At 34.1% G+C, this 20,234-nt stretch carries 18 protein-coding genes; 11 read left to right on the forward strand and 7 right to left on the reverse strand.

Annotated features, from left to right (window positions below; genetic code table 11):
* Positions 1-50: 50 nt before the first annotated feature.
* Both ACXAFS_RS04300 and ACXAFS_RS04305 read left to right on the forward strand, forming a co-directional pair.
* Positions 51-1,826 carry a peptide MFS transporter gene (locus ACXAFS_RS04300; RefSeq protein ID WP_475305525.1) on the forward strand — a complete coding sequence of 592 codons (1,776 nt, stop codon included), beginning with the start codon at positions 51-53 and terminating at the stop codon, positions 1,824-1,826.
* Between the two features lie 83 nt (positions 1,827-1,909).
* The gene (locus ACXAFS_RS04305) at positions 1,910-2,479 is read left to right on the forward strand and encodes a thioredoxin family protein (protein ID WP_475305527.1); all 570 of its coding nucleotides are present in this window, start codon (positions 1,910-1,912) and stop codon (positions 2,477-2,479) included.
* Positions 2,480-2,484: 5 nt separating this feature from the next.
* Here the strand turns inward: ACXAFS_RS04305 and ACXAFS_RS04310 are convergent, their stop codons facing one another.
* From ACXAFS_RS04310 to surE, 5 genes are read right to left on the reverse strand one after another with little or no spacing between them, the layout of a single operon-like run.
* Entirely contained in the window at positions 2,485-4,512 is a 2,028-nt protein-coding gene (locus ACXAFS_RS04310) for a ComEC/Rec2 family competence protein (RefSeq protein WP_475305528.1), read from the reverse strand.
* Positions 4,513-4,562: 50 nt separating this feature from the next.
* Positions 4,563-5,075: a C40 family peptidase gene (locus ACXAFS_RS04315; protein ID WP_475305529.1), complete on the reverse strand. Its 513-nt coding sequence runs from the start codon at positions 5,073-5,075 to the stop codon at positions 4,563-4,565.
* Between the two features lie 6 nt (positions 5,076-5,081).
* Positions 5,082-6,197 (reverse strand): lipid-A-disaccharide synthase, encoded by a 1,116-nt coding sequence (gene lpxB, locus ACXAFS_RS04320; RefSeq protein WP_475305530.1) that lies wholly within the window; start codon positions 6,195-6,197, stop codon positions 5,082-5,084.
* Between the two features lie 2 nt (positions 6,198-6,199).
* Positions 6,200-6,484, reverse strand: coding sequence for a hypothetical protein (locus ACXAFS_RS04325; RefSeq protein WP_475305532.1), 285 nt, complete (start codon positions 6,482-6,484; stop codon positions 6,200-6,202).
* A 42-nt stretch (positions 6,485-6,526) separates the two neighbouring features.
* Positions 6,527-7,297, reverse strand: coding sequence for a 5'/3'-nucleotidase SurE (gene surE / locus ACXAFS_RS04330; protein ID WP_475305533.1), 771 nt, complete (start codon positions 7,295-7,297; stop codon positions 6,527-6,529).
* Between the two features lie 169 nt (positions 7,298-7,466).
* On the opposite strand from surE, the gene ACXAFS_RS04335 reads away from it, so the two are divergent.
* Together ACXAFS_RS04335 and ACXAFS_RS04340 are read left to right on the forward strand one after the other, a co-directional pair.
* Positions 7,467-9,644: a carboxy terminal-processing peptidase gene (locus ACXAFS_RS04335; protein WP_475305534.1), complete on the forward strand. Its 2,178-nt coding sequence runs from the start codon at positions 7,467-7,469 to the stop codon at positions 9,642-9,644.
* 6 nt (positions 9,645-9,650) lie between these two features.
* Positions 9,651-10,745 (forward strand): ABC transporter permease, encoded by a 1,095-nt coding sequence (locus tag ACXAFS_RS04340; RefSeq protein ID WP_475305535.1) that lies wholly within the window; start codon positions 9,651-9,653, stop codon positions 10,743-10,745.
* A gap of 3 nt (positions 10,746-10,748) precedes the next feature.
* On the opposite strand, the gene yihA is transcribed toward ACXAFS_RS04340, so the two are convergent.
* Together yihA and ACXAFS_RS04350 are read right to left on the reverse strand one after the other, a co-directional pair.
* Positions 10,749-11,363: a ribosome biogenesis GTP-binding protein YihA/YsxC gene (gene yihA, locus ACXAFS_RS04345; RefSeq protein ID WP_475305536.1), complete on the reverse strand. Its 615-nt coding sequence runs from the start codon at positions 11,361-11,363 to the stop codon at positions 10,749-10,751.
* Between the two features lie 94 nt (positions 11,364-11,457).
* Complete coding sequence (locus tag ACXAFS_RS04350; protein WP_475305538.1) at positions 11,458-12,222, reverse strand: alpha/beta fold hydrolase; 765 nt, start codon at positions 12,220-12,222, stop codon at positions 11,458-11,460.
* A 284-nt stretch (positions 12,223-12,506) separates the two neighbouring features.
* Between ACXAFS_RS04350 and mraZ the strand changes: the two genes are divergently transcribed.
* Genes mraZ through murD form a run of 7 tightly spaced genes read left to right on the forward strand, consistent with a single transcriptional unit; the run spans position 12,507 to position 20,232 of the window.
* Entirely contained in the window at positions 12,507-12,977 is a 471-nt protein-coding gene (gene mraZ / locus ACXAFS_RS04355) for a division/cell wall cluster transcriptional repressor MraZ (RefSeq protein WP_475305539.1), read from the forward strand.
* A complete protein-coding gene (gene rsmH / locus ACXAFS_RS04360) occupies positions 12,964-13,860 on the forward strand; it encodes a 16S rRNA (cytosine(1402)-N(4))-methyltransferase RsmH (RefSeq protein WP_475305540.1) in 897 nt (298 codons plus the stop codon). Before mraZ ends, rsmH begins: the two co-directional genes overlap by 14 nt.
* Entirely contained in the window at positions 13,857-14,180 is a 324-nt protein-coding gene (locus tag ACXAFS_RS04365; RefSeq protein WP_475305541.1) for an FtsL-like putative cell division protein, read from the forward strand. Before rsmH ends, ACXAFS_RS04365 begins: the two co-directional genes overlap by 4 nt.
* A 57-nt stretch (positions 14,181-14,237) precedes the next feature.
* Complete coding sequence (locus ACXAFS_RS04370; RefSeq protein ID WP_475305914.1) at positions 14,238-16,199, forward strand: penicillin-binding protein; 1,962 nt, start codon at positions 14,238-14,240, stop codon at positions 16,197-16,199.
* A complete protein-coding gene (locus ACXAFS_RS04375; RefSeq protein WP_475305542.1) occupies positions 16,196-17,659 on the forward strand; it encodes a UDP-N-acetylmuramoyl-L-alanyl-D-glutamate--2,6-diaminopimelate ligase in 1,464 nt (487 codons plus the stop codon). The genes ACXAFS_RS04370 and ACXAFS_RS04375 overlap by 4 nt, the downstream gene beginning before the upstream one ends.
* On the forward strand, positions 17,660-18,901 hold the full coding sequence (gene mraY / locus ACXAFS_RS04380; protein WP_138435036.1) for a phospho-N-acetylmuramoyl-pentapeptide-transferase: 1,242 nt from the start codon (positions 17,660-17,662) through the stop codon (positions 18,899-18,901).
* A complete protein-coding gene (murD, locus tag ACXAFS_RS04385) occupies positions 18,901-20,232 on the forward strand; it encodes a UDP-N-acetylmuramoyl-L-alanine--D-glutamate ligase (RefSeq protein WP_475305543.1) in 1,332 nt (443 codons plus the stop codon). Before mraY ends, murD begins: the two co-directional genes overlap by 1 nt.
* Positions 20,233-20,234 lie beyond the last annotated feature (2 nt).

A 20,234-nucleotide genomic window follows, 5' to 3' on the forward strand; every position in this document is an offset into this window, starting at 1 on the left:
TTTTATTTACTTCTAAGGTTTTTCTCTACTAACTAAATACTTTTAGATTTATGAATAATTCATCCGAAAATTTTTTCGAAACAAAAGTAATGGGACATCCAGCAGGTCTGTTTGTGCTATTCTTTACAGAAATGTGGGAACGTTTTTCGTATTACGGAATGCGTGCTATACTAGTTATATTTTTAACAGGTGCTCTAGTAGGTGATAATCCAGGTTGGGGTTGGGAGAAACCTGCAGCCTTATCGCTTTTAGGAACTTACGCTATGTTTGTTTATTTAACACCAATTGTTGGTGGTTGGTTAGCAGACAACAAAATTGGCTACCGTATGGCAGTTGTTATAGGAGCTTTGTTAATGACGCTTGGTCATGCTTCCATGGCAATAGAGACACCAACATTTCTTTATATAGGTATTTCGCTTTTAATTTTAGGAAATGGTTTTTTTAAACCAAATATGACATCAATTATTTCTAAAATGTACGAAGGCCACGATGAAAAAAAGGATGGAGCTTATAACATCTTTTACATGGGAGTTAATGCTGGTGCATTTTTAGGGATTATGCTTTGCGGTTGGCTAGGTGAAAACGTAGGATGGAGTTATGGATTTGGATTAGCTGGAATTTTTATGTTTTTAGGTATGGTTCAGTTTTATTATGCTCAGCCATTGTTTGGAGATGTAGGTGCCAAACCTAAAAATGAGAAGAAGGGCATTATAGATACCTTGTCTGAAGATTTAGAAACTTCAAAAGAAAAGATAAGTGGTAAGCTAAATCATTTTGTTACTGTTGATTATGTTTTAATTGGAGTTTTTATTATTTCTGCTCTCATTTTCATAGTCAATGATCCTTTAAGTAAGATAGGTAATATTAATACACTGAATTTTACCGTTGCAGGAATGACTGACTCATTGTTTTTTGCATTACTGGCGGCTATTGTTTTTATAATTATTCTAGCTGTAAGAATTCCTCGTTACGAAAGAGTAGTTAGAGACCGAATGATTGCTTTTACAATCTTCTGTATTTTTACCATCTTCTTTTGGGCTGCATTTGAGCAAGCAGCGGGTTCATTGCCGATTTACACAAGAGATTTTACAGATAGAGTCCTGGAAGGAAATGCAGCGTCAATATTCAAAATAATAGATGCCATAGTAACTATTGTGCCTATCGGAATTATAACCTATGTTTTAATCAGTTTGTTCAGAAAAACATTTAGTAGAATAGGTTTTTCAAATATTGTTCTAGCCATAAGTTTTATTATTATTTGGGCATTGGTTATTTATAAACTTTACATCAATTTTAGTGCTGAGGCTAAAGAGGTTGAAATAACATGGTTCGCAATTCTTAATTCATTATTTATTATTGTTTTTGCGCCATTATTTACAAAATGGTGGGATAGCAAGTACAATCCGCCAGCATCTGTAAAGTATGGTTTGGGCCTTATAATCATGGCTATTGGTTTTGGGTTGTTAGCATTTGCTACCAGAAATGTGCCTTTAGGTGCAGAAACAGCAAAGTTGAGTATGATTTGGCTAGTGTTGGCTTATTTATTCCACACGCTTGGTGAGTTGTGTTTATCTCCAATGGGATTATCATATCTAAGTAAATTAGTACCAGCGAGAATGGTAGCCTTTATGTTTGGTGTATATTACTTAGCAATAGCGATAGGTAATAAAATGGCGCATTATGTAGGTGGTGATATTGAGAAAATTACAAAAGAAGATGGTCTTTCATATTTCTTTTTAATATTTACGGTTGTACCAATTGCATTAGGATTGGTCTCATTTGCATTACATCCATTATTAAAGCGTTTAATGCACGGAGTACGTTAACATTTACCGTTAAAATACAAGAAAATGCTCCGCTTTAGGAGCATTTTTTGTAAGTTCGGTATAAGATTTGCAACAAATTAATTATGAAAAAAATAAAACTACTTATAGCCTTTATCGCTTTTGGAACGTTGGTTTCGTTTCAAAATGCAAGTGAAACCTCAGAAAAAGAGATTAATTGGATGACTTTGGAAGAAGCTATTAAGCTTCAGGAAAAAGAGCCAAAAAAAATCATCATGGATGTATATACCAATTGGTGTGGTCCATGTAAAATGCTAGACAAAAACACATTCCACAACGAAGATGTTGTAGATTATATAAATGAGCATTATTACGCTGTAAAATTTAACGGAGAAGGTAATGATACAGTAACCTATAAAGATAAAACATACACAAATCCTAATTACGATCCAGCAAAAGCTAATAGACGAAATAGTGCCCACGAGTTTGCACGTTCTCTTAATGTAAGAGCATATCCAACAATGGTGTTTTTTGATGAAGAAGGTGAGTATATCGCACCAATTTCTGGGTATTTAAAACCGCGTCAAATAGAATTGTACTTAAAACTATTTAAGACAGATAAGTATAAAGAAATGGATACTCAAGAGAAGTTTAATGAGTATTATAAAAACTTTGAGCCTACTTTTAAAGAGTAGTGGTTTTATTTCAAGATAAATGCTCCCTTTTCATTTGTATAATGGAAAGGGATTTTTTTGTTTCTACATGTAGTTTTCCAACGTTTTATGTAAGACTTGTAATTACTTGCGTCTGCAATAATTTGTTCAGGTTTAATACTATCAATAACTCTTTCTAAATTAATTTTAGGGGAATCACGAAGTAAAATGAGGTCTGTTTGAAAAGACAGGTTTTTATAAATTCCTAAGCTATCTATAATTAATAATCGCTTGTTTTTAAATTGATAAACATCTTGCAGATTAGATTGAGTTATACTATCAATTAATTCTCCAACTTTATAATTCTTGATGATATTATCATATTTAAGTTTTGAAGCATCCAAATTATGATGAACCTCAAATCTGTCTTTCTGTTTAAATCCTATAACCGAAAAACGACTTTTGTTAAAGACAATAAAAGCTTCATCTTTATTTTGAAACTTATTAAAAAGATAAGTGCCTTGCAGAGCAATAATACTAACAAGACATATAGCCAACCATTTAAAAGTTCTTAATTTATAAATCTGAACACTACTTATTATTATGCCATAAGCACACAACACCTGAATTAAAGTAAAGGGAATGTCTCTAAATAAAAAGTCTTCAAACTGAGCTACCCAAGCTATAAATCCATTTAACAATTCTATAATTAGACTATAAATTTCAACAATAGGTTTAGGAAGAAAACCAACTAAAGCCATAACAATTACAAAAAGACCTAAACCAAGTATTAATCCTAAAAACGGAATCACCACAAGATTGGATATAAAGAACAAACCTGGAAACTGATGAAAATAGAATAGACTAATCGGCAAAACACCAGCTTGTGCTGCTAGCGTAACCGTAAATATCTGCCAAGGTTTATCTAAAATCCAATATTTTGGTTGCCAGAGTTTATATAAAATAGGTTGAATACTCACAATGCCTAAAACCGCTAAATAACTCATCTGAAAACCGACTTCAAATAAAAATGTAGGCTTTACAAGTAGAATAAAAAATGCAGAAATGGCTAGTGTGTTATAAATATTTGCTGGCCGTTTAAGATGCATGGCAAAACTTATAACGCTAAACATAGTTACAGCTCTGGTAACTGAAGGTGATAATCCGGCAACTACAGCAAATAACCAAAGTATAGTAATAATGATTACAGGTCTAAGAACATGTCCATATTTAAGTAGTAGTAGTGGTCTAAAAATAAAATTCAAGATGAGTAATAAAATACCAACATGCAGACCAGAAACAGCTAGAATATGAATAGTGCCAGAATTCACATAATTATTATAGATACTTTTATCAATAGTCTGTCTTTGACCTAAAAGTAATGCGTTAATAATACTTAAAACATCATCTTTAAAACCAGCATCAATCAATTTTTTATTGATAGTAGTTCTAAATAAATCTGCATACCCATAAACAGTATTAGGTTGGTCTGAAAGTACTAAGAATTGATTGTGTTGAAGATAGATTTGACTATAAACTTGTCTTAGTTCCAAATATTTGCTGTAATCAAATTGATGTGGATTCAGTGGTTTCTGGATGTCTTTTAAATCTGATTTGATATAGATGATAGCATCAACAGGTAGTGGGCTAGATGAAGAATCTTTTCTAATGTTTATAAGCAATTGTCCAGAAGCTTCACGCTTATTAGTAGAAATCAATGAAACAATATACTTATCGTTATACAGATCAGGTTTTAAACGCTCTTTAATTTTGAATGTTAATTCAATAGAGTTATTGAAATCTAAGTTGCTGTAGTGCGATTGACGAATCTTGTCATTTTGAAAATTATACGCATTAATGCCCAAACTGATCATACATAAATAAGAAATTAAGCCGAATAGCGTTTTTTTATTGTATGAATCTCTAAGTATTAAATAGTAAATAAAAAGAATAGCCATTAAACCTAAGGAAAGGTAAATGGCTATGCTAAAATTTGGTTTAAAATAATGTGCAATACAAATGCCTAGAATAAGACAAACTGTAAGTTTTATTATGGTGAAATTTAGTAACTTCATGATTATGAGTTACTAATATAATAAAATGAAGTTGTTTGTTAAGAAAAATATTACAGCACTCGCCTCGCTTGTACAAATGCAAAATACCAATACTTTTCTGCTAAGGACGATATCATAACACCTCTGCTTGTTGACGCATGAATGAATTCTACATTGCCAGTACGTACATTGGTTACAATACCAACATGATTGACTTTTCTACTATTTTTTTTAGTGGCAAAGAATACTAAGTCGCCAACATTTACTTCTTTAAGATCTATCCAATCTCCATAAGAGGATAAGCTGCCAGTTGTTCTTGGTACAGAAATGTTATTGTCTTTAAATGTAGTGTAGACCAATCCAGAGCAATCCATACCACGCTTTGTAGTACCACCATATTTGTAACGTGTACCATTAAATTTTTTAGCATATCTAGCGATAGCTTCTCCTTCTTGTGTAGGTTTAATATTTGGGTTTACTTTTACTGTATGTGTTTGTCGCTTCTTTGAGGTAGAATATGATTTTTTGGCTTTACAACTTGTTAATATGCTAATAACACAAATAAGTAATATAATTTTTTTCATAAGGTTTTATATACTGCTTATTGAATTAAAAATTAGTTTTGCAGCTTTTGCACTTGCTCCTTTACCGCCTAGTTTCTTCTCAAGTTCAAAATAGTCTAAAAATAATTGGTCTCTTTTATCTGAATTTAAAATAGCATTAAGTTCCTGTTTTAAACGCTTTTTGTTGAGGTCGCCTTGTATTAATTCGGTGACCACTTCGCGATCCATAATAAGGTTAACAAGCGAAATGAATTTTAAAGTTATAATGCGTTTTGCGATATGATACGATATGGCATTCGCTTTATAGCAAACAACTTGTGGAACTTTATACAAAGCAGTTTCTAAGGTCGCAGTGCCAGAAGTCACTAAAGCAGCATAAGAAATACTTAGCAGATCATAGGTTTTGTTAGAAATAAAACTAACATTGTTCTTTTTAATAAAGGTTTTGTAAAACTCAAAATCCTGACTTGGTGCACCAGCAATTACAAATTGATAATCTTTAAAATCATCAACTAGGCTAAGCATAACACCTAGCATTTTGGTAATTTCTTGTTTTCTACTGCCTGGCAATAATGCTATAATGGGCTGATTACTCAGTTGATGTGTTTTTCTAAATTCAGTTTCATCAACTTGTGGTCGGTCTGCGATAGCATCAATTAATGGATGACCAACAAAATTAACATCGTAATTATACTTTTTATAAAACGCTTCTTCAAACGGAAGGATGCAGTACATAGCATCTACATCACGTTTTATTTTTTCAACACGACTCGCTCTCGAGGCCCAAACCTGAGGAGAAATATAATAGTGCGTTTTAAAGTTTTGTTCTTTTGCCCATTTTGCAATTCTTAAGTTAAAACCAGAATTATCTATAAATATGATAACATCTGGTTGAAACTCAGCAATATCTTTTTTGCAAAATTTAATATGGCCAGAAATTTTTCTAAGGTTCATAATCACTTCTGCAAAACCCATAAACTGACGCTCCTTGTAGTGCATTACCAATTCGCCACCTACAGCTTGCATTAAATCACCTCCCCAAAAACGAATATTAGCTTTATCATCTTCTTTTAATAAAGCTTTCATAAGGTTAGATCCGTGTAAATCGCCAGAGGCTTCGCCTGCAATTATGTAATACTTCATTATTAATTAAAAAATTTAATAAGCATAGTTATTATAAAAACTAGCATTGTAGCTATGAGAACACCTTGAGCTCTATTGTCTTTTTTCTTCCTTAGAAAGAAAAAGAAAATTGCCAGATTAGGTAAAGCGCCAAGACTTATCATTTTGGTTAAAATACCGCGTTGCGCACTTTGTTTTAAAACCAACAGCCAATCATCTCCATTTCCAAAAATTAATGTAGCTATCAGCAGTCCTATGAATGTAGCAATAATACCAACTAAAAATCCAATAATTATGTCTTTATTCATGATTGTATTTTTAGTTGATGTTAACGTCATTCGGTGCAGAAATTAATTTAATTTCCAGGTATTTAAGGATTGAATTGTATGGTGCGCAGTTAAATCAAACTGAACAGGAACAATTGAAACATAACCATGCTCTAAAGCCCATTCGTCAGTGTCTTCACCATTGTCCATGTTCACAAATTTTCCAGCTAACCAATAGTATTCTCTACCCATAGGATTAACACGTTTGTCAAATTCTTCAACCCAATTGGCACGCGCTTGCCTGCAAACTTTTATACCCTTAATATCTTTTTTGTTAAGGTTGGGTAAGTTTACATTCAGTACTACACCATCTGGTAAACCGTGTTCTAGGACTTGTCTTGTAATAGTTTCAACAAAAGATTTACAATGCTCAAAATTGGCATTCCAATTATAGTCTAAAAGCGAAAAACCAATTGCCGGAATTCCTTCAATACCAGCTTCTAAAGCGGCACTCATCGTACCAGAATAAATAACGTTTATAGAGGAGTTTGAACCATGATTAATACCAGAAACACAAATATCTGGTTTACGATCCAAAATTTCTCTAACAGCTAATTTTACACAATCAGCAGGTGTGCCAGAGCAGCTGTATTCTGGTTGTTTTCCGTCAATATTTACTTTTTCTATGTAAAGTGTCGAGTTTACGGTAATAGCATGTCCCATAGCACTTTGTGGACTGTCTGGTGCAACAACCACAACATCTCCAATAGTGTTCATTACACTGATTAGTGTACGTATTCCTGGTGCTGTAATACCATCATCATTGGTAACTAAAATTAGAGGACGTTTTGCCATATCGTTGTTGTGCTTTAGGATAGCGTAAAAATACTAAAAACCATAAGAAGTAGAAGTATTTGTAGCTTTAACAAAAAATTAGTGCCATGATTTTTTATGGCATGGTTTTTTCTTCTATTTTAGTGAAAATAATCATTACCTACTTATTGTAATTAGAAAAATTAGAAAGATGAAAGGGAATTATAAGTTTTTATTGTTAGCATTCTTAATTGCTTTTGCTTCATGTAGCTTTACGAGTAAGAAGTTTGATGATAATCCAGATAAGGATAAACTGCTTATTCAGTTAATCACATATGTTTTAGATAATGGACATTTTAATCCACAGGACTTAAATGATAGCTTCTCTGAAAACGTTTTTGAAGATTATCTCAATCAATTAGACCCATTTAAGCGTTATTTTTACGAGTCAGATATAAAAGAATTTGAAGCTTTTAAAACGCAATTAGATGATCAGATTAAAGACTATGACGTCGCGTTTTTCAATTTAACACATGAGCGTTTGTTAAAAAGAATTGAAGAGTCTAAAGCTATTTACGCCGAAATTTTAGAAAAACCGTTCGACTTTACTAAAGATGAAAGCTATACGGCTGATTATGAAACCTTAGAATACGTAAAAAATAAGCGCGAAATGAAAGAGCGTTGGAGACAACAACTTAAGTTTTCAACCATTGCTAATTACGATGATGCTATTTCACAGCGAGATACAGATTTAGATGCCAATACACTTCCTGAAAGTGTTTTTTCTGCTCAAAATGAAAAACTTTCTAAAAACAATAAGAAATCTTTAGTGGAGCTTGAAAAAGAAGCAAGAGAGGCAACAAAGCGTTCTCTAGATGAGCTTTATGATTTTATTGATGACAGACAGCGCAAAGATTGGTTTGCGGTATATATCAATGCTATAGTTGAGGAGTTTGATCCACATACTTTCTATTTTGCACCAGAAGATAAAGACCGTTTTGATGTTGCCATGTCTGGTAATTTTGAAGGTATTGGTGCAAGGCTACAAAAGAAAATGGACGCCATAATGGTAAACGAGATTATCAGTGGAGGTCCTGCTTGGAGAGCTAATGAACTAGAGGTTGGTGATCAGATTTTAAAAGTACGTCAATCAGATGAAGAAAAGCCTGTAAATATTGTTGGGATGCGTCTAGATGATGCTATCAAGCTGATTAAAGGTCCAAAGGGCACAACTGTGGTTTTAACCTTAAAGAAAGTTGATGGTACTATCGAGGATATTTCAATTACCAGAGATATTGTAGAATTGGAAGAAACCTATGCGAAATCATCTACAGTGATAAAAGATGATAAAAAGTTTGGTGTGATTAACCTTCCGAAGTTTTATGTGGATTTTGAAAATTATAACAAGCGTAATGCTGCTTCAGATATAAAGCAAGAGATCATAAGATTGAAGCAAGAAGGTATTGAAGGTTTAGTATTGGATTTAAGAAACAATGGTGGTGGATCATTACAAACCGTTGTAGATATAGCTGGTTTGTTTATAGAAGAAGGACCTGTAGTGCAGGTTAAAGAGACTGGCCAGCCAAAAGAGGTTTTAAAGGATAGAGACAAATCTATTGTTTGGGATGGTCCTTTGGTGATTTTAGTTAACGAATTATCGGCTTCGGCTTCAGAGATTTTAGCTGCAGCAATGCAAGATTATAAGCGTGCCATAGTTATTGGCAGTAAGCAAACTTATGGAAAAGGAACCGTTCAGAATGTATTAGACTTAAATAGATTGGTTCGAAACAATTCTAATGGAGATTTGGGTGCCTTAAAGTTTACAACTCAGAAGTTTTATAGAGTAAATGGAGGTTCTACTCAGTTAGAAGGCGTTAAAAGTGATGTGGTAGTACCAGACAGATATAGCTACATTGATATAGGCGAAAAAGATCAGGAAAATCCATTACCTTGGGATAAGATTGACGCTGTTGATTATGATGTTTGGGGCAATTATTTTGATTATGACACTACTATAGAAAAAAGTAAGGAGCGTATGGCAGCTAACGAACAATTAAAGTTGATTGATGCTAATGCGAAGTGGGTAAAGAAAATAAGAGATCGTGAAAGTTATTCTTTAAACTATGAGAACTATAAAAGAGAAATGGAGCTCAATGAAGAAGAGGCTAAACGATTTGAAAAATTGTCTGAATATAAAACCAATTTAACATTCAGTTCATTACCATATGAAGTTGAATTAATGGATAAAGATTCGGTACTAAAAGAAAAACGTAATCGTTGGCATCAAAGCTTAGCTAAAGATGTTTACATTGAAGAAGCTTTAAATGTACTTCACGATTTAAAAATGACTTATGCTATAAAAAATAAAGTAGCTGAAGTAAAGAATTAAATATTAATGGGAAACCAAAACAATTCTCTAACAAGTTTAGCGCTCCAAAAGTTTAAAAAGAACTTTTGGGGCGTTTTCAGTTTAGGGATAATTGTTTGTATTGGACTGGTTTCGATTTTTGCTTACATATTTGCACCAGATGCCTCTAAGAATGCTAATCAGATGCATTTGTCTATTCACTCAAAACCTCCTGGATTCGAAGTGCAGATGCTTACACTTCCCTCAAGTATTGAATCTGAACAAGGTCTTTTATCTAAACTGTTCTTTGGTTCTGAAAATACGGATACTGAAATTCCTATTCAATCTTATGCTGTAAAAGATAATAAACTAAGTTATGTTGAATATGCTTCAGATGGTCTCCTAGGCATAGAAAAGCAAATAGATTTAGAGCGTTTTCCTAATTCAGATTACAAATCTTTTATAGAAAATAGGAGTTTCGTTTTTGGTACAGATAAATATGGAAGAGACTACCTAAGTCGTATTTTAATTGGGTCTCGTATTTCATTTTTTATTGGTTTTATTGCTGTCTTTATTTCTTTGGTAGTTGGTTTGCTGATGGGAAGTTTGGCAGGCTATTATGGTGGTAAAATAGATGCAGTTGTAATGTGGATTATAAATGTCACATGGTCTATACCAACGCTACTTTTGGTAATTGCTATAACCTTAGCGTTAGGTAAGGGCTTCTGGCAGGTGTTTATTGCAGTTGGCTTAACAATGTGGGTTGAGGTAGCAAGAGTTGTAAGAGGGCAAATTATAAGCGCTAAAGAGAAGCAGTACGTTACAGCAGCAAGAGCCTTAGGGTATACAGATTACAGAATTATAACAAAGCATATTTTACCTAATATATTTGGACCTTTAATAGTAATTTCAGCGGCAAATTTCGCAGCAGCAATACTCATTGAAAGTGGACTGAGCTTTTTAGGAATTGGCGCACAACCACCAATGGCAAGTTGGGGAGCAATGATTAAAGATCATTACAATTATATAATTCTTGGCAAGCCTTACTTGGCATTAATACCAGGTATTTGTATTATGCTTTTAGTGATGGCATTTATGTTAGTGGGTAATGCTCTAAGAGATGCTCTAGATGTAAAAACGTAAACCCTATTCGTTTTTTAAAGCTTCAATCTCTTCGTTGGTAGCATCAATAAAGTTTAATACATCATCCTGACCTATCTTTTTAGAAGATGATGTAATAAAATATGGAGGTAACTCTTCCCAAGTTTTTAAAAGTTCTTTGCAATAGTCTTCAACATGATTATCTATAGCGTTTGGTTTTAGCTTATCTGCTTTGGTGAAAATAATTCCAAACGGAATGCCATTTTCACCTAAGTATTGCATAAATTCTAAATCTATAGTTTGAGGCTTGTGCCTAATATCAACAAGAACAAAAGCAGAAACCAATTGTTGTCTTTGCTCAAAATAATTGGTTATAAATTTCTGAAATTTCTTTTTTGAAGTTTTTGAAACTCTGGCATAACCATAGCCAGGTAAATCAACCAAATACCACTCGTCGTTAATAATAAAATGATTGATTAATTGTGTTTTTCCTGGTCGTCCTGAGGTTTTTGCTAAGCTTTTTCTGTCAGTAAGCATGTTAATTAAGGACGACTTACCAACATTACTTCTTCCTATAAAAGCATATTCAGGAATACGATTCTTAGGGCATTTTGCCACTTCAGAATTACTCATTACAAACTCAGCTGATTTTATCTTCATCTTCAGTTCCGGCGAAAGCAGGAATCTTATTTAAATTAAACTTTTAGATATCTTATGTGTGTAAACTTTCCGCCTTAGCGACTTCGCGAGAGCTTCAAAATCCACGCTTTTCAAGCCAAGAATTCAAAATTTTATTAAACTCTTCAGGATGTTCCATCATTGCAGCATGGCCGCATTTGTCAATCCAAAATAAATCAGAATCTGGTAAAAGCTCGTGAAATTCTTCTGCAACCTCAGGTGGGGTCACATTGTCATTCTTACCCCAAATAATACAGGTTGGCGTATTCATTTTAGGCAAGTCTTTTGCCATGTTGTGTCTTATGGCGCTTTTAGCAATAGCTAACGTTTTTACAAGTTTATTTCTATCATTTACAGTTTCGTAAACTTCATCCACAATTTCCTTTGTAGCAACAGCAGGATCGTAAAAAACATCTTGAGCTTTTTTCTTTATAACCTCATAGTCACTACGCTTTGTATAACCACTTCCCATTGCACTTTCATACAAACCAGAGCTTCCGGTAATTACTAGAGCTTTTACTTTTTTGGGATATAATTTAGTGTGATATAGTCCTATGTGTCCACCTAAAGAATTTCCTAAAAGGATAACATTATCTAGGCCTTTAAACTCTATAAAATCCTTCAAATAGTTTGCGAAGCTTTTAACGTTGGTTTTTAAGAGCGACATTGTGTAGATTGGAAGTTCTGGAATAATAATTTTATATCCATTCTTACTGAAAAAACCAGTTACAGCATCAAAATTACTTAAACCTCCCATTAAACCGTGAAGCACTATAATTGGTGTGCCTTCTCCTACTTCAATATATCTATAATCCTTTTCTTTTTTTAAAAGGTGTACCATCTATAATATCAGTGCTTAGTGTTAAAAACAAATATAACTAAATCCTTTTTAAAACAAATACAATTATTGCTATTGAATGCTTTTGAAGTGATTTTTTACGAATGAGTGTTGTTAATAATTACCACTTCAAAATTGAAGCTTTAGAGGTTTATTTTATTGTGTTTTTTGGTTTTTCTCAATCCGAAAATTTAAAACTTATCAACAAAAGTGGGAGTATGTGGTAAAATGTGGTAAAATTTTCAATATATTTGATTCTTAATCGTTAAAGTGGAAAATCAAGGGTATTGAATTCATTTATTGGAACATACGAGTGTAAAGCAGATGCAAAAGGGAGGCTAATGGTTCCTGCTGCTCTAAAAAAGCAAATGTCTGCTGCTTTGCAAGATGGTTTTGTGCTTAAGCGTGCTGTATTTCAGCCTTGCTTGGAGTTGTATCCTATGTCTGAGTGGAATGCCTTGATGGCAAAGGTTAATAAGCTTAATCGATTCAAGAAAAAGAATAACGACTTCATAAGACGTTTTACTGCAGGTGTTAAGGTTGTGGAGGTTGATAGTGCAGGTCGCTTATTAATTCCAAAAGACTTAGTTGGTTTCTCTGGAATTACAAAAGAAGTTGTATTGGCTTCTGCTGTTAATATCATTGAAATATGGGATAAGGATAAGTATGAACAGGCTATTAATGATGCTGCGTCTGATTTTGCGGATTTAGCAGAAGAGGTAATGGGACAAGATGATGATGACAATGGAATATCATAATGCAGTTTTACTTAAAGAAACGGTTGATGGCTTGAATATAAAACCAGATGGTGTTTATGTGGATGTCACATTTGGTGGTGGTGGACATAGTCGAGAAATCTTGTCTAGACTTGGTGATGATGGAAAGCTGTATGCATTCGATCAGGATAAAGATGCTTTAGCTAATGAAATTGATGATGATCGTTTTGTTCTTATCAATGAAAATTTTAGGTATATCAAGCGATTTTTGAGGTTTTATGGTGTGAAGGAAGTTGATGGTGTGTTGGCGGATTTTGGAGTGTCATCGCATCAATTTGATGTTGCCGAACGAGGGTTTTCAACACGATTTGAGGCAAAGCTGGATATGCGAATGAATCAGGATAATAAGTTGTCTGCCTATGAGGTCATCAACGAATATGAGGAAGAGCAGCTAAGAGATGTTTTGTTGCAATATGGTGAGTTAAGGCAAGCACCTGCAATGGCAAGAGTGATAGTTTCGGAACGCAAGGATGCTCCAATTGAAACGAGTGAGCAATTAAAGTTGGTGTTGAAGAAGTTTCTGAATCATAGAAAGGAGAATAAGATTTTAGCCCAAATTTACCAAGCTATAAGAATAGAGGTCAATCAAGAGATTGAAGTTTTAAAGGAGTTGCTTTTGCAAATGCCAGAGGTTTTAAAAAAAGGAGGAAGACTAAGTTTCATTTCTTATCACTCATTAGAAGACCGATTGGTGAAACGCTTTATAAGAAATGGAATGTTTGAAGGTGAGCCAGAGCGTGATGTATTTGGCAATTTTGAAGTGCCATTAAAAAAAGTAGGTGGCTTAATTGTGCCAACAGAATCGGAAATAAAAATGAACAATAGAGCACGAAGTGCAAAACTTCGAATTGCTGAAAAAATATGAAGAAAAGTATCTACAGCATATTAAGAGGTAAGTTTCTAATCAGTGATGATTCGTTTAAAAATTGGCGCATCATCATTTTTATTTCGTTCCTAGCCATCATTATGATTGCCAGTTCTCATAGTGCTGATAAAAAAGTACATGAGATTGCGAAGTTAAATAATGAAGTAAAAGAATTAAGATCTGCATTTGTTGATGGTCGTTCAAAGTTAATGCGATTAAAAATGGAATCGACCATAATAACAAAGGTGGCTGAAAAAGGAATTCATATTTCTGAAATTCCACCAATAAAAATTAAAGTAAAATCATCTGTCGAAAATTAAGCTTTGGCAACAACAGAAACTAACATATTAAACAGATTGTATTTTGTGGCAGGTAGCATGTTTGTGTTTGCGCTAGCTGTGGTATTTAAGTTGGTTAGCATTCAGTTTATTCAGGGTGAAGAGTACCGTCAATTGGCAGAAAAACGAACAGTAAAAGATTTTGATATTGAGCCTAATAGAGGTAATGTGTATTCTGCTGATGGAAGTTTGTTGGCTACGTCTATACCTAAATACGATATAAGGCTTGATGCAGTGCAAGCTCAGCAAGCCGTTTTTGATGAGCATATTGGTGCTTTGGCAGATTCGCTTTCAGCTTACAAAGGTAAATCAGCAAGTTACTATAAAGACATTATACGTAAGGCACGTAGGAATAAGAATAGATATTTTTTGTTAGCTCGCAATATCAGTTATTCAGATTATATACGGCTAAGAAATTTTCCATTATTAAATAAAGGTGCTATTGGTGGTGGCTTAATAGTAGAGCAGACTACAAGACGCGAGCACCCAATGGGTGAGATAGCGGCAAGATCTATAGGTTATGAGCGTATTGATGAGAATCAGTATGCAACCAGAGTTGGGATTGATGGTGCTTTTGGTGAAAAATATTTACGAGGTGTTAAAGGGAAACGTTTAAAACAGAAAATAGGGAATGGGCAGTGGAAGCCAATTGCTGATTTTGATCAAGTTGAGCCGCAAGACGGTTACGATGTTTATACAACCATAGATGTAAATATTCAAGATATAGCACATCATTCACTTTTGGGGCAATTGGAAAAGTATGAAGCAGAGCATGGTTGCGTAGTAGTGATGGAGGTTAAAACAGGAGAGATTAGAGCAATTTCCAATTTGGCAAGAACTTCTAAAGGAACATATTACGAAAAACTCAATTATGCTGTGGGGGAGAGCCATGAACCAGGTTCTACTTTTAAGACTATGGCAATGATTGCTGCCCTAGAGGATAAGGTAATAGACACTTCTACAATAGTTGATACTAAAAATGGGACAAAATATTTTTACGGAAGGACTATTAGTGATTCGCATCGTGGTGGTTATGGTAAAATTTCAGCTGCAAAAGCCTTGGAGGTGTCTTCAAATATTGGATTAGCGACTATTGTTGATGATCATTATTCAAAAAAGCCTGAAAAATTCCTAGATCGCTTAAGTGAGTGGAAGCTAGACCAGCCGCTTGGAGTGTCTATAATTGGTGAGGGCAAGCCAGATATTCCAAGACCAGGTGCTGCAAATTGGAGTAGAAATGCCTTGCCATCCATGGCTTATGGGTACAATATGAAAATGACTCCTTTACAAACCTTGGCATTTTATAATGCGATAGCCAATGATGGTGAGCTAATTAAGCCAAGATTTATACGTTCCGTAAAATCTTTTGATAAGGCCATTGAAATCTTTCAAAAAGAGGTTTTAGTTGAGAAGCTTTGTTCAGATAAAACCTTGAATGAAATTCAAGATATTCTTAAGAACGTTGTTGTTCGAGGTACAGGTAAAAGTATGTATTCTAAGACATTCTCTATGGCAGGAAAGACAGGAACTGCTTGGACTGATTATGCCAACTTTGAAGAGTGGAAAAAAGATAAAAAATACGTCTCATCGTTTGCGGGTTATTTTCCAGCTGAAAATCCTAAGTATTCATGCATTGTAGTAATTCATAAGCCAAGTACTAAAATAGGTTATTATGGTGCAGATGTTTCTGGTCCTGTTTTTAAGCGTATCGCTCAAAAAATATATACAGATACACCATTAATTGACGAAGTAAAAACTTTAGACTTTAAAAACAATCTTGTAGATCAAGATTATGAAAATTACTTCGAAAACGCTCGCAACTACAAAGAACTTATGCCAAGTGTCGTAGGTATGCCAGCGATGGATGCCATTGCCTTATTGGAAAATCTTCAGGTTGATGTTAAGGTAAAATTAAATGGTAGTGGTACTATAAAATCACAATCTGTTGAAAGACATCAAAAATTAAAGCCTAATCAAACAATAGTCCTTGAAGCATCATGAAGGTATTAAAAGACATATTGTATAAGGTTACTATAAATGCTGTTGCAGGCAGTACAGGTATTGCTGTCAATAAATTAGAATTCGATTCTCGTAAAATAGAGGCTAACGACGTGTTTGTGGCAATTAGAGGTACCCTAACTGATGGTCATAAGTATATAGAAAAGGCAATTGCTGATGGCGCAACATCTGTAGTTTGTGAAGTGTTGCCAGAAACTCTTCAAGATGGAGTTACTTATATAGAAGTCGCTAATTCCAATCAAGCATTGGCTTTTATGGCTGCGAATTATTTTGAACATCCTTCTGAGAATTTAAAACTTGTTGGTGTTACAGGCACCAATGGTAAAACAACGGTAACGAGTTTATTGTATCAGTTGTTTAAAAAAGCAGGTTATAAAGTAGGGTTGTTGTCTACAGTAAAAATTATGGTAGATAATACCGAATATAAAGCTACGCATACAACACCAGATTCTTTAACTATCAATAAGTATTTAAAACTTATGAATGAAGAAGGTGTGGAGTTCTGTTTTATGGAAGCAAGTTCTCATGGTATTCATCAAAGTAGAACGGAAGGTTTAAAGTTTGTAGGAGGCATTTTTACCAATCTTTCTCACGATCATTTAGATTACCACGAGTCTTTTGCGGAATACAGAGATGTAAAAAAGGCATTTTTCGATCACTTGCCAAAAGATGCATTTGCCTTATCCAATATGGATGATAAAAATGGATTGGTAATGCTTCAAAATACTGAAGCTAAGAAATATACTTACGCTTTAAAGAATTATTCAGATTACAGAGCACAGATTTTAGAAAACGAATTTAGCGGCTTATTGCTTAAGGTGAATGATAGCGAGCTGTGGACAAAACTTATTGGAAGTTTTAATGCACACAACATTTTGGCGATCTATGGAGCTGCTGAATTATTAGGTTTAGAAAAAGATGAAATCTTAAGATTGATAAGCGAATTAGATAATGTGTCTGGTCGTTTTCAGTATTTCATTTCAGATGAAAAAATTACTGCTATTGTTGATTATGCGCACACACCAGATGCTCTAAAAAATGTACTCGAAACCATAAATAGTATTCGCACAAAAAATGAAGAACTAATTACAGTTGTTGGTTGTGGAGGAGATCGAGATAAAACCAAGCGACCAAAGATGGCGCATATTGCTTCGGCATTAAGTACAAAAGTGATTTTTACTAGTGATAATCCACGTAGTGAAGTTCCTGAGACGATTATTGAGGATATGGAAAAAGGAGTTGAGCCTCAAAATTTCAAAAAGACATTATCAATTACAGATAGGAGACAAGCGATTAAGACAGCATGTCAAATGGCTGAAGCTAAAGATATCATCCTAATTGCTGGTAAAGGACACGAGACCTATCAGGAAATAAAAGGTGAGCGCTTTGATTTTGATGACTATAAAACAGTACAAGAATTTTTAAAACAATTACAGAAGTAGATGCTATATTATTTATTCGAATATTTAGAAAAACAATTCCAATTTCCTGGAGCATCACTGTTTGGGTTCTTAACCTTTAGAGCGGCAATGGCAGTTATTTTGTCATTGTTAATTTCTACTATTTATGGTAAACGTATAATAGAATTTTTACGTAAAAAGCAAGTTGGTGAAACTATACGCGATTTAGGCTTAGAAGGTCAGGTAGAAAAAGCAGGTACACCAACTATGGGCGGACTTATAATTATCCTAGCGACGTTACTTCCTGTATTATTAATAGCTAAACTTGAAAACATCTATATCATTCTACTCATCATTACGACATTATGGATGGGAACTATTGGGTTTATTGATGATTACATCAAAAAATTCAAAAATGATAAAGAAGGTCTAAAAGGAAAGTTTAAAGTTTTAGGTCAAGTTGGCTTAGGGCTTATCGTTGGTTTGACTTTGTATTTTCATGATGATGTAACCATAAAAGAAGAACTACCGCTTCAACAACAACAAGAATTGTTGGCTGAAAATCCTAATATACCAGAAGCGCAATTGTTTGATGTGGCTGAAAAGTCAACAAAAACAACGATTCCCTTTGTGAAAAATAATGAGTTTGATTATTCTGATTTAATCACTTGGATAAGCCCAGATTTAGAAAGCTACGCTTGGATCATTTTCGTGCTGGTGAGCATCATCATTGTGACCGCTGTATCCAATGGTGCAAATTTAACCGATGGTATTGATGGTTTAGCAGCAGGAACATCTGCAATTGTTGTATTGACTTTGGGAATTTTTGCTTGGGTGTCTGGTAATATCATTTTTTCTAAATATCTCAACATCATGTATATCCCTCAGGTGGAGGAGATAACGATATACATTGCAGCATTTGTGGGAGCACTCGTCGGATTCCTATGGTACAATGCCTATCCAGCACAAGTATTTATGGGAGATACAGGAAGTTTAACTATTGGAGGAATCATAGCTGTAATAGCCATTGCGGTAAGAAAAGAATGGTTAATACCTGTGCTATGTGGAATCTTTCTAGCTGAGAACTTATCGGTAATGATGCAGGTGAGTTATTTCAAATACACAAAGAAAAAATATGGTGAAGGTAGGCGGATTTTTAAGATGTCTCCATTGCACCATCATTATCAGAAATCAGGATATCACGAAAGTAAAATAGTCACACGATTTTGGATTGTAGGAATCCTATTAGCCATAATATCTATAGTGACATTGAAGATCAGGTAATGAGAAGACTCGTGATTCTTGGAGGTGGAGAAAGTGGTGTAGGTACAGCACTTTTAGGAAAGGCAAAAGGATATGACGTGTTTGTGTCCGACAAAGGAAAAATTAAAGAAAAGTATAGAGACGTTCTTTTAAATAATGAGATTGAATTTGAAGATGAGAAGCATACAGAATCTAAAATTCTGAATGCAGACATCGTAATGAAAAGCCCTGGGATACCAGATAAAGTGGCTTTGGTGAAACAGATTAGAGATGCTGGTGTTAAGGTGGTTTCCGAGATTGAATTTGCTTCAAACTATACGGGTGCCACATTGGTTGCGATAACAGGTAGTAATGGCAAAACAACAACAGCGACACTCACACATCACTTGTTAAAACAAGAGTTAGATGTTGGGTTGGCAGGAAATATCGGAGACAGTTTTGCAAAGCAAATTTTGGAGAAGAATCATGAAAATTACGTGTTAGAGGTAAGCAGCTTTCAGTTAGATGACATTCATGATTTTGAACCCAAAATAGCAGTCTTAACCAATATAACACCAGATCATTTGGATCGCTACGATTATAAGTTTGAAAACTATATCGCTTCAAAATTTAGAATTGTAGAAAACCAAACTGAAGATGATTATTTCATTTACGATGCAGATGATGAGGTTATAACAGATTGGTTGCAAAACCATCAAATTCAATCTAAAAAGTTGCCTTTTTCACTAATAAGAGAAATCGAAGAAGGTGCATACTATAAAGACAATAAAATAATAATAACAATAGATAACAACAAAATAATTATGCCAACAGAAAATATAGCCTTAGAAGGTAAGCACAACGTTAAAAACGCTATGGCTGCTTCTACAGTAGCACATTTGCTTAAAATAAGAAAGCAAACTATACGAGAGAGTTTAGAGAACTTTCAAGGTGTGGAACATCGTCTAGAGCAAGTGCTTAAAATTAATAAAGTGCAGTATATCAACGATTCTAAAGCGACAAACGTTAATGCGACATATTTTGCGTTAGAAAGTATGGATGCACCAACAGTTTGGATTGTTGGTGGTGTTGATAAAGGCAATGATTATAAAGAATTGTTTCAGTTTGTGAACGAAAAAGTAAAAGCAATAATCTGTCTTGGTGTAGATAACAAAAAACTAATCGAGGCTTTCGGTAACATGGTAGATGTTATTGTAGAAACCCAATACATGAGCGAGGCTGTAAAGATTGCTTACAAAGTAGCTGAGGCAGGTGATAATGTGTTGTTGTCACCAGCATGTGCTAGCTTCGATTTATTTGAAAACTATGAGGATCGTGGACGTCAATTTAAAGATGCTGTGAGAAACTTATAAAA

The organism is Winogradskyella sp. ABM4_392, assembly GCF_056160445.1.